General features: G+C 55.9%; 10 protein-coding genes. 9 read left to right on the top strand and 1 reads right to left on the bottom strand.

Annotation, left to right across the window (positions count from 1 at the left end; translation table 11 throughout):
- The 6 genes from PHP98_04405 to hisF form a co-directional block, all read left to right on the top strand.
- On the top strand, positions 1-972 hold a 972-nt coding region (locus PHP98_04405), incomplete at its 5' end, for a hypothetical protein (GenBank protein MDD5482874.1).
- A gap of 174 nt (positions 973-1,146) precedes the next feature.
- Complete coding sequence (locus PHP98_04400; GenBank protein ID MDD5482873.1) at positions 1,147-4,131, top strand: AIR synthase-related protein; 2,985 nt, start codon at positions 1,147-1,149, stop codon at positions 4,129-4,131.
- Entirely contained in the window at positions 4,121-4,927 is an 807-nt protein-coding gene (locus PHP98_04395; GenBank protein MDD5482872.1) for a phosphoribosylformylglycinamidine synthase subunit PurQ, read from the top strand. Before PHP98_04400 ends, PHP98_04395 begins: the two co-directional genes overlap by 11 nt.
- 196 nt (positions 4,928-5,123) lie before the next feature.
- On the top strand, positions 5,124-5,741 hold the full coding sequence (gene hisH, locus PHP98_04390; GenBank protein ID MDD5482871.1) for an imidazole glycerol phosphate synthase subunit HisH: 618 nt from the start codon (positions 5,124-5,126) through the stop codon (positions 5,739-5,741).
- 57 nt (positions 5,742-5,798) lie between these two features.
- Positions 5,799-6,155: a four helix bundle protein gene (locus tag PHP98_04385; GenBank protein ID MDD5482870.1), complete on the top strand. Its 357-nt coding sequence runs from the start codon at positions 5,799-5,801 to the stop codon at positions 6,153-6,155.
- A 51-nt stretch (positions 6,156-6,206) separates the two neighbouring features.
- Entirely contained in the window at positions 6,207-6,983 is a 777-nt protein-coding gene (gene hisF, locus PHP98_04380; GenBank protein MDD5482869.1) for an imidazole glycerol phosphate synthase subunit HisF, read from the top strand.
- 3 nt (positions 6,984-6,986) lie between these two features.
- On the opposite strand, the gene PHP98_04375 is transcribed toward hisF, so the two are convergent.
- The gene (locus PHP98_04375; GenBank protein ID MDD5482868.1) at positions 6,987-7,439 is read right to left on the bottom strand and encodes a divergent PAP2 family protein; all 453 of its coding nucleotides are present in this window, start codon (positions 7,437-7,439) and stop codon (positions 6,987-6,989) included.
- 79 nt (positions 7,440-7,518) lie between these two features.
- Here PHP98_04375 and PHP98_04370 point away from each other — a divergent pair, with 79 nt between their 5' ends.
- The 3 genes from PHP98_04370 (at position 7,519) to vorB (ending at position 10,176) form a co-directional block, all read left to right on the top strand.
- On the top strand, positions 7,519-8,547 hold the full coding sequence (locus PHP98_04370; GenBank protein MDD5482867.1) for an alcohol dehydrogenase catalytic domain-containing protein: 1,029 nt from the start codon (positions 7,519-7,521) through the stop codon (positions 8,545-8,547).
- Between the two features lie 233 nt (positions 8,548-8,780).
- The gene (locus PHP98_04365) at positions 8,781-9,026 is read left to right on the top strand and encodes a ferredoxin family protein (protein ID MDD5482866.1); all 246 of its coding nucleotides are present in this window, start codon (positions 8,781-8,783) and stop codon (positions 9,024-9,026) included.
- Positions 9,027-9,108: 82 nt separating this feature from the next.
- Positions 9,109-10,176 (top strand): 3-methyl-2-oxobutanoate dehydrogenase subunit VorB, encoded by a 1,068-nt coding sequence (gene vorB / locus PHP98_04360; GenBank protein ID MDD5482865.1) that lies wholly within the window; start codon positions 9,109-9,111, stop codon positions 10,174-10,176.
- Positions 10,177-10,187 lie beyond the last annotated feature (11 nt).

The raw sequence follows: 10,187 nt of genomic DNA, 5'->3' as shown, positions 1-10,187 counted from the left end.
GTAAAAGTTACCGTGCGGCATTTAAGCGCATTAAACGATCCAAACCTGGCAAACAATACAACGACTGCCGCCGGGACGGTCAGGGTCAAAGACCTCGGACCAAATTCAATCGGCCGGGGCTTGAACGATTACGATGGCGACGGCAAGGCCGATCCGACCATTTGCGCCGCCGACGGGTCAATCTGGAAAACCATGCTTTCCGGCGATAAATACACGAACATCGTGGAAGTGGACCCGGGCCGGAGCGGCTGGATAGACGTGCCGGGCGACTACGAAGGCGACGGGCGGACCGGGGTTGGGATTTACGTGCCCTCTTACAGCCTCTGGTATGTCTGGCTCACTTCCCGCGGACACGGAGAATACGGTTACCTGGGCGGACCGGACTTCATGGCCGCGCAAGGCGATTTTGACGGGGATTCCCTCACCGACCCAGCCGTCTACCGCGCAACGGACGGCTATTGGCTCGGTGGATTTTCGTCATGCCAATACGCGCTTTATGAAATTTATCTGGGTGGAGCGGGCTATTTACCTCTGCCGGCGGATTACGACGGCGACAGCCTGGCCGACCCGGCGGTTTATAACCAGAGGACAGGTCTCTGGATATTCAGTCTTTCCTGCATCGGTTATGAATGTATAACCGGATCATTTGGGTGCTCCGGACTGACGGCGGCCCCGGCCGATTACGATGGCGACGGCATAACCGACCCGGCCATTTACAATCCGGAAACGGCCGAATGGCAGATACTGCTTTCCGGCTCGCTGGAAAGCCAGGGACATCACACCCTCTGGGCCGGGACTGCCGGAAACATCGGCGGCCTACCGGTGCCGGCCGATTACGACGGCGACGGTCTTTCCGACTTGGCGGTGTATCATCAGGCAACCGGCGTCTGGGAGGGCCTGCTTTCGGCATATGGCTATTGCCTGATTTCGGGCGGCTTCGGCGGCCCGGATTATCTGCCGATTATTGAATAAGCGATTATTTCCGGCTACCCCGCTGAATTCAGGCCGGATTTTCAAAATCCGGCCTGAATGTTTTCTTCTCTCCAACGCCGACAGCGCCACCCCCTGCATTGCCGCGTTAATCGCTTGCATTACAACATCCGGAAAGTTAGAATGCGAGGCAATTTTCCGGAAAGAAAAAAAACGATGGCACACCGCATTGAAATCGGCCTGAAAGAAGGAATCCGCGACGCGCGCGGCGAAAACGTTGTCGCCGGGGCCCGCCGGTATTTCGGCATGGAACTCAAGGCCGCGCGGACCAGGACTGTCTATAAAATTGACGCGGAACTCACCCGGAATGAAATTGCGTCCGTTTGCCGCCATTTTTGCGACCCGGTCATTGAAGCCGCCGCGCTCGGCCGCCTGAGCCCGCCGGCCGGATTTGACTGGCTGATTGAGATCGGCTACAAACCGGGCGTTACCGATAATGTCGGCCGCACCGCGCTTATCGCCCTGCAAGACATCATTAACCGCGATCCCGGCGAAAACGCGCAGGTCTATACCGCGGCCCAGTATTTTATCAAGGCAAAAGGAATGACGCGTTCCGCCGCGCAAAAACTGGCCGGCGACCTGCTGGCCAATCCTTTGATCCAGACCATCACGGTTTATTCCGCCGCCGAATGGAAAAAAACGCATATTGACTCCGCCGTGCCGGCGATCCGCGAAAAAAACGAGCCGACGGTCGGGACTTACGACCTGCGCGGCAGTGATGCGGACTTGGCGAAAATCAGCCGGGACAACATCCTTTCTCTTTCCCTGGAAGAGATGCATGCCATCCGCGATTATTTCCAGCGCCCGGCCGTCAAAACCGGCCGTAAAAAAATGGGCCTGCCGGACCAACCGACCGATCTTGAGCTGGAATGCATCGCCCAGACCTGGTCCGAACATTGCAGTCATAAAATCTTTTCCGCAAAAATCAAATACACGGACGAACACGGACGGGTTGAAAACATTGATTCGCTTTTCAAAACATATATCCGCGGCGCAACCGAGAAAATCGGCAAAACGAAAAAATGGCTCGTTTCAGTGTTCAAGGATAACGCCGGCATTATCCGTTTCAACAAACGGCTGAACCTGGTTTATAAAATTGAAACGCACAATTCCCCCTCCGCGCTTGACCCTTACGGCGGTGCCATGACCGGCATTGTCGGCGTCAACCGCGATCCGATGGGGACCGGCATGGGCGCCAACCTGCTTTGCAACGTCTGGGGGTATTGCCTCGGTTCCCCATTTTACAGGGGAAACCTGCCGGCCGGCCTGATGCACCCGCGCCGCATCCGCGACGGCGTCCACCAGGGCGTGATTGAGGGCGGCAATCAGAGCGGTATTCCATGGATGCGCGGTTTTGAAATATTTGACGACCGCTACACCGGCAAGCCGCTTGTTTTTTGCGGCACGGTCGGCACTCTTCCCGTCAAAACCGGGGGAAGACCATCGGAGCGCAAGGAGGTTTTTCCGGGCGACGCCATTGTCATGCTGGGCGGCCGGATCGGCAAGGACGGCATTCACGGCGCGACTTTTTCCTCCGAGGAACTGCGCGAAAAATCGCCCGTCCAGGCCGTCCAGATCGGCGACCCGATCACCCAGCGTAAAATGTATGAATTTCTCATGGAAGCCCGCGACCGGGGACTTTACCGCTGTATCACCGATAACGGCGCCGGGGGATTGAGCTGTGCGGCCGGCGAAATGGGGAAATTGAGCGGCGGCGCCGACCTGGACCTGGCAAAAGCGCCGTTGAAATACGAGGGTTTGAAGCCGTGGGAAATTTTCCTCTCCGAGGCCCAGGAGCGCATGACGCTCGCCGTTGCGCCCGGCAAAATAAAGCCCTTTATGGACCTGGCAAAAAAACGCGACGTTGAAGCCGCCGTCCTGGGGACATTTACCGGCTCGCCCGAGCTCGTGGTGCGTTACGGCAGCCGGATAGTCGGACGGCTGGACATGGATTTTCTATACAACGGCTGTCCGGTTCTGCAATTAAAAGCCCGGTGGTCTCCGCCCGCCGCGCAAAAACCGCGCCCGCCGCGCAAAAACCGCGCCGACTATAACAAACTCCTGTGCGAACTGCTGGCCGACCTGAACATCTGTTCCAGGGAATTCAAGAGCCGGCAGTACGACGGCGAAGTCAAGGGCCTGAGCGTCATCAAGCCCTTTGTCGGCGTCTTCTGCGATGTGCCGGCCGACGCCGCGGTCATGCGGGTTGAATACAACCGCAATGAGGGCATCGTCCTTGCCGAAGGAATCAACCCGTTCTATTCCGACCTGGACGCTTATCACATGGCATCTGCCGTAATAGACGAGGCCGTCCGGCGCGCGGTAAGCGCCGGGGGCCGGTTTGACCGGATCGCCGGTCTGGATAATTTCTGCTGGCCGGACCCGGTGCTTTCGGAAAAAACCCCGGACGGTCTGCACAAACTGGCCCAGTTGGTCCGCGCCTGCCGGGCGCTTTACAACGTCACCACCGCCTACGGCGTTCCCTGTATTTCCGGAAAAGACAGCTGTAAAAACGACTCCACGCGCGGCGGTAAAAAAATTTCCATCCCCCCCACCCTGCTCTTTTCCACAATCACCAGAATTGACGACGTGCGCAAGGCGGTAACGGTTGACTTCAAGCGCTCTGGAGACATGATATATGTCGCCGGCCTCACGAAAAACGAACTCGGCGCTTCTGCCTTTTGCCGCCTAACATCAGAAAACACTTGTTCCGGCAAAGTGCCCGAACTCAACGCAATGTTCGGCAAGCGGGTCTGCCGGCAAATGGCAGCGGCGATCGGGCGCGGTCTGATCCGTTCGGCGCACGCCCCCGCCCGCGGCGGCCTGGCCGCCGGGTTTGCCTTGTGCGCCCTGGGAGCAAACCTCGGGGCGGAAATTGATCTGGCCGGCGCCCCGCGCGATGGAAACTTGTCTAATGACGAACTGCTCTTTTCCGAATCCAACAGCCGTTTCATTTTCAGCGCGGCGCCGGAAAACCGGAAAAAACTGGAAAACATTTTCAAGGATATTCCGCATGCCTGCATCGGCAAAGTAACCGGCGCAAAAAAACTCGCCATCCGGGGCGCGGATGGGCGCAGGATTGTGTTTATCGGGCTGGACAAGTTAAGAAAAGCTTTCAAAAAGACGCTCTATGGCGCTTAAACCTCCAATTCTGATTATTACCGGATACGGTGTGAACTGCGAGGCCGAATCCGCGCAGGCCTGGAAAATGGCCGGCGCAAAGCCGCGTATGATCCACCTGCATGACCTGCTGGAACGGCCGGCGCTCATGAATCAGTTCAAGGCCCTGATGTTTATCGGCGGATTCTCGTTCGGCGATCACATGGGCTCGGGACAGGTGCTGGCCCTGCGCCTGCGTTCGCGCGCCAAATATGAAATCATGAAATTTATCAGCCGGAACAGCCTGATCATGGGCGTCTGCAACGGTTTCCAGGTCATGGTCAAAATGGGTCTTCTGCCGGGATTTGACGGCAACTATCTCAAGCGCCAAATCACTCTGACCCATAACGACTGCGGCGTGTTCCAGAATTTCTGGGTCCGGCTCGGCTTTGAGCCGGAGTGCAAATGCGTCTTCACGCGCGGACTGAAGGAAATGCCCCTCCCAATCCGGCACGGCGAAGGCAAAATAATGGCATTGGATAAAAAAATTTTAAACCGGATTGAAAAGGATCACTGCGTTGTCTGCCGTTATCTTGACGCGCAAACGGGTAAACCGGCCCGGCGTTTCCCGGATAACCCCAACGGTTCAATGAACAGCATCGCCGGCCTGTGCGATCCGACCGGCCGGGTCTTCGGTCTCATGCCCCACCCCGAGGCCTATCTTTTCCCTGAAAATCATCCCCAGTGGCAGAGGCAGAATCTGGCCGGCACACTGCCGAAATACGGTCTGGGATTGCAGATATTCAAAAATGCGGTGGAATATCTTAACAAGTCGTGACAATAGAGTTGAGTTAATTTTGAAACCGTCGCTCGTCAAGCCCGAAGAATATTTTTACCACAGAGACGCAGAGGTCGCAGAGGTAAGATCAAATTTTAAAAAAAAGAAATCTTTCCTATCTCTGCGTTCTCAGCGCCTAGCGAAGCGAGCGGTGAACATTTTTTTATGAAAGAATCTTCTGAAAATCGGGATACAAATGATTGCCATTATTGATTATAAAGCCGGAAATCTGACAAGCGTCCAGCTTGCCTTCGCGTATCTGGGCGTGAAAGCGGAAATTACAGACCAACCCGAAAAAATCCTGGCCGCCGGCCGCGTCGTTTTCCCGGGCGTCGGCTCGGCCGGCGCGGCGCGGCGCAGTATCATGGCCCTGCGGCTGGAAAACGTGTTGAAAGAAATCGCCGCGCGCGGCACGCCCTTCCTCGGAATCTGCCTGGGCACCCAGATAATTTTTGATTCATCGGAAGAAGACGGCGGAACCGAAGGTCTCGCCCTGCTTTCCGGAAAGGTCCGGCGTTTTATGCCGGCCGACCGCGCCGACAAGGTGCCGCAAATCGGCTGGAATTCCGTCACAATCATTAAAAAACATCCGGTCCTGGAAGGAATTGAAGACCAGAGCGAATTTTATTTCGTCCACAGTTATTACCCCGAGCCGCGGAATAAGGCGGAAATTATCGGCGCAACCGATTACGCCGGAATAACCTTCGCTTCCATCGTGGGCAGAAACAACCTGGTAGCCACCCAGTTTCATCCGGAAAAATCGGGGAGGATCGGACTGAAACTGCTGGAAAATTTCAGCAGATGGAGCCCTTAGATTTTGGATTTTAGAATTTGGATTTTGGATTGAAAAATCATTCTTAAAAATAGAGTCATGAACGAACAGGAATTTAAAGACCGAACCAAATCATTTGCATTGAAGATCATTACGTTCGTTGATCAATTGCCGAAAACAACATCCGGCCTTATCATTAGCAAACAGTTGCTACGGTCGGCATGCTCTGTCGGCGCCAACTATCGCGCGGCATGCCGCGCGAAGTCAACGGCCGATATGATATCCAAGCTTTCGACGGCCGAGGAAGAAGCTGATGAATCCTTGTATTGGATGGAAATTCTTAATGACAGCGGAAAATGCGGTGCAGATAAACTTACCGCCATTATGACCGAATGCAATGAAATTACTGCCATTATCGTGGCATCAATCAAGACTTTGCGTAAACGATTGAATTGATATTCATAGTCTGTAATCCAAAATCGGCAATCCAAAATCCAAAATATAGCGATGCTGACAAAAAGAATAATTCCCTGCCTTGATATCAGGGACAAGAAAGTGACGAAGGGCGTCCGCTTCCAGGGCAATGTTGACGTGGGCGACCCCGTGGAAATGGCCGCCGCCTACAGCGCGGACGGATGCGACGAGATCGTTGTTTACGACATCACCGCCTCGGCCGAAAACCGTCCGATTGACCTGGAAATGGTGCGGGAAGTGGCGCGCGCCGTGCACATTCCCTTCGCGGTCGGCGGCGGCATTTCAGCCCTGCCCGACATGGAACGCGTCCTGCTGGCCGGCGCCGAAAAAATATCCATCAACTCGCTGGCGGTGAAAAATCCGCTTATCATCAGGGAGGGGGCCCGGGCTTTCGGATCGCAATGCATCGTCCTGGGCATGGACCCGGTGCGGGTGGCAAAAGAAAAATGCGCATGCGGATATGAAATCACGATCCGCGGTTTCCGGGAAAGAACCGGCCTGGACGCGCTCTCCTGGGCAAAAAAGGCCGTTGATCTGGGCGCGGGAGAAATCGTGGTCAATTCGGTTGACGCCGACGGCACGCAGGAGGGTTATGAGATTAACCTTACCAGGCTGATTGCACGGAGTGTTCCCGTGCCGGTGGTGGCTTCCGGCGGCGCGGGCAAACCCGAACATCTGGCAAAAATTTTCACCGAGGGCTGCGCCGAAGCGGCCATTATCGCCAGCATGATCCATTCCGGCAAATACACCATCCGCCAGATCAAGGAAGCGCTGGCCGCGGAAAATATTCCCGTGCGCCGGAAGTGGTAAAGCTTACAGGGAATGAAGCAGCAGGGCCACAAAGACGCCGAGCAACATTCCGAAAAACACCTCCAGCCGGGTATGCCCAAGCAGCTCCACCAGCCGGCCTTCCGTCACGCGCCGGGTTTTGAAAAGCTCGTCAATTATTTCATTCAGCACCCGCGCCTGTATGCCGGCCGCCCGGCGCACGCTCTGCGCGTCAAACATGACCACCAACGCTAATGCGCACGCCACTGCAAAAAGCGGGCCGCCTGTCCCCGCCCGCAGGCCGACGGAAGTCGCCAGAGCGGAGACAAAAGCCGAATGGGCGCTCGGCATGCCGCCGGTGCTGACCAGATAGGCAAAATTAATTTTCCGCGCGCGCGCGAAAAAAAAGGCCATTTTTATCGTCTGGGCCAGAAACCAGGCTGAAACCGCGGACCAGATGGTCGGATTGATTAAAAATCCCGGCAGATTTGAATTCATATTTCAACACTGTTTCATTGCAGGCATTCTTTTAAAATGATATAAATCAAGGCAAATAACAACACGAAAAACAAAAAAAATGCTTGCCCTTGTGAAATATGCCGCCGGCTCCGGCAACATGGAGCTGCGCGATATTCCTGAGCCTTCACCCGCCGCGGGCGAGGTAAAAATTGAAGTCAAGGCCGCCTCAATCTGCGGCTCCGATCTGCATATCCGCCGGGGAGATATCGGCATACCCATGAAATATCCGGTCGTGCCAGGCCATGAATTCAGCGGCATTGTCACGGAAACCGGCCAGGGCGTTGAGCGGGACTTGATCGGCGCGCGCGTAACCGGCGAAAACACCCGTTTTGCCTGCGGAAAATGCCGCTGCTGCGCCGCCGGCAGCTATAATCTCTGCAAGGAACGCCTTGCCACCGGATATGCTTTTGACGGCGCCTTCACCAGATACGTAATTATCCCCATCGCCCGCATCCACCGTCTGCCGCCCGAAGTTGACTTTGCCTCCGGGGCGTTGACCGACCCCTCCGCCTGCGCCTATCACGCCGTCCAGGAACTGACCCGCATCAATGCCGGCGATTTTGTTCTCGTGACCGGCCCCGGCCCGATGGGGCTTTTCTGCCTGCAATACGCGAAGGCCAACGGCGCGAAAGTGATCCTGACCGGAAGGGCGAACGACGCGCGCCGGCTGGAACTCGGCCGCCGGCTGGGCGCGGATTTTGTCTGCGCCGCCGATCAAGCCGAGGCGGAAATCATGAAAAGCTCCAACGGCAACGGCGTGGATGCCGCCATTGAATGCTCAGGCGCGGAAGCGGCCGCAAGCCTCTGTCTGAAAACCCTCCGGCGCGAGGGCATTTTTACGCTGGTTGGAATAGGCGGCCGCCCCGTACAATTTGATCTGGACCGGATACTTTACAAAGAACTGCGGGTTGCCGGCTCATTCAGCCAGAAATACTCCGGCTGGGAAAAGGCGCTGGAATTCTGCGCCGCCGGGCTGATCAAAGTTAAGCCGCTTATCACGCACGTTTTCCCTCTCGCCGAGTGGCAGAAAGCTTTTGACCTCTTTGAAAAAGGCGAGGGCATCAAGGTGGTTTTTGAAATGAAATAAGAGCGGACGGACAGCCATGAACGAAAAAAACAGCTGGACTGAAAAAAAATACTGACCCGGACTTTGCCGCGCGCCGCTTCATGCTAAACATAATTGAACACATGCCGCATGGGCGACCGGCAAAAGACCTGCCCGCTTTTTATTTCTGGACAAAAAAATTAATTATGGTGAGATTGTTGTTATTCATGGATTTTAAGGAGATTTGCGCATAATATTTTCCGACCGGGCCGGACATGAGCGTTCGCTATCAAGTAAAAGTTCTTAAAATATTCTGCAAAGGCTGCGGCCTGTGCGTCAATGTCTGTCCGCAGAAATTATTGGTCATTTCGCAAAATGTGAATAAAGGCGGATTTCATTTCCCGGAACAGGACAAAAAATCAGGCAAGTCGTGCGCCGGCTGCAAACAATGCGCGCTGATCTGTCCGGAAGCGGCCATTGAAATTTTCAGAATTGATGAAAAAAAACAAAAAAAGGCATGAGCCGCGCCGCCCCGCTGACACGGAAGAGCCCTGCGGTATTGCGCCGCAGTCTCCGCCGAAAACCGGCGGGAAACGGACATTCATGACGGGCAACGAGGCGCTGGCCGAAGGCGCAGTGCGCGCCGGATGTCGTTTTTATTCCGGCTATCCCATCACCCCGCAAAACGAGGTCCCGGCCTACATGGCCAAAAGGATGTCTGAATGCGGCGGAACATTTATTCAGGCTGAAAGCGAACTGGCGGCCATCAACATGGTTTTGGGCGCCGCGGCCGCCGGGGCGCGGGCCATGACCAGTTCCTCATCGCCCGGAATAAGCTTGAAGCAGGAGGGCATTTCATACCTGGCCGGCTGCCAATTGCCGGCGGTGATTGCAAACGTCCAGCGCGGCGGGCCGGGACTGGGAAGCATAGACCCGGCCCAGGGCGACTATTTCCAGGCCACAAAAGGCGGGGGACACGGCGACTATCATACGATCGTCCTGGCGCCGATGTCGGTACAGGAAATGCACGATTTCACCATCAATGCCTTCCGCCTCGCTGACAAGCACAGGATTCCGGTAACCATCCTGGCCGACGGCCGCCTGGGACAGATGATGGAACCGGTTTATTTGCACCGCGGCCCGCCGCCTCCTCCGCCGCCAAAACCCTGGACGCTGACCGGGGCCAGAAATCGCCGGCCGAACTGGATACGCTCTTTGCTGGTGAATGAAGGCGAACTGGAAAAACATAATTATAAACTCCAGAAATGTTACCATGAAATAGCGCGCCGGGAAACCCGTTGCGAGGAAATGCACGCGGCCAGTTGCGATTTGCTGGTTGCCGCGTGGGGTACCTGCGCGCGGATTGCAAAAGGCGCCGTCCTGGCCGCCCGCGCCCGCGGCTGGAAAGTCGGGTTTTACCGCCCAATCACCCTCTGGCCGTTTCCCGCGAAACGGCTTGCAACGCTCGCCCGGCAGGTCAAGGGAATCTTAACGGTGGAAATGAACTGCGGCCAGATGCTGGAAGACGTCCGCCTTGCCGCCGGCGGAGAGGCTCAAATCTTTTTCAGCGGCTATCCCGGCGGAAAGGTGCCGAGCGAATCCGAAATTTTAAAAACAATTTACAAAAACACCCGCCGTCTTTCCAAAATCCGGACACGCCGTCCGGAATAATGAGAAACGCG

The sequence above is a fragment of the Kiritimatiellia bacterium genome, from assembly GCA_028715905.1.
GTDB lineage: Bacteria > Verrucomicrobiota > Kiritimatiellia > JAAZAB01 > JAAZAB01 > JAQUQV01.
Note: the sequence above shows the minus strand (reverse complement) of the source record. Positions and strands in the feature narration are given on the sequence as shown.

Coding starts and splice junctions, on each gene's coding strand:
- PHP98_04400 (MDD5482873.1), top strand. CDS start 1,147: ATGGCACACCGCATTGAAATCGGCCTGAAAGAAGGAATCCGCGACGCG.
- PHP98_04395 (MDD5482872.1), top strand. CDS start 4,121: ATGGCGCTTAAACCTCCAATTCTGATTATTACCGGATACGGTGTGAAC.
- hisH (MDD5482871.1), top strand. CDS start 5,124: ATGATTGCCATTATTGATTATAAAGCCGGAAATCTGACAAGCGTCCAG.
- PHP98_04385 (MDD5482870.1), top strand. CDS start 5,799: ATGAACGAACAGGAATTTAAAGACCGAACCAAATCATTTGCATTGAAG.
- hisF (MDD5482869.1), top strand. CDS start 6,207: ATGCTGACAAAAAGAATAATTCCCTGCCTTGATATCAGGGACAAGAAA.
- PHP98_04375 (MDD5482868.1), bottom strand. CDS start 7,439: ATGAATTCAAATCTGCCGGGATTTTTAATCAATCCGACCATCTGGTCC.
- PHP98_04370 (MDD5482867.1), top strand. CDS start 7,519: ATGCTTGCCCTTGTGAAATATGCCGCCGGCTCCGGCAACATGGAGCTG.
- PHP98_04365 (MDD5482866.1), top strand. CDS start 8,781: ATGAGCGTTCGCTATCAAGTAAAAGTTCTTAAAATATTCTGCAAAGGC.
- vorB (MDD5482865.1), top strand. CDS start 9,109: ATGACGGGCAACGAGGCGCTGGCCGAAGGCGCAGTGCGCGCCGGATGT.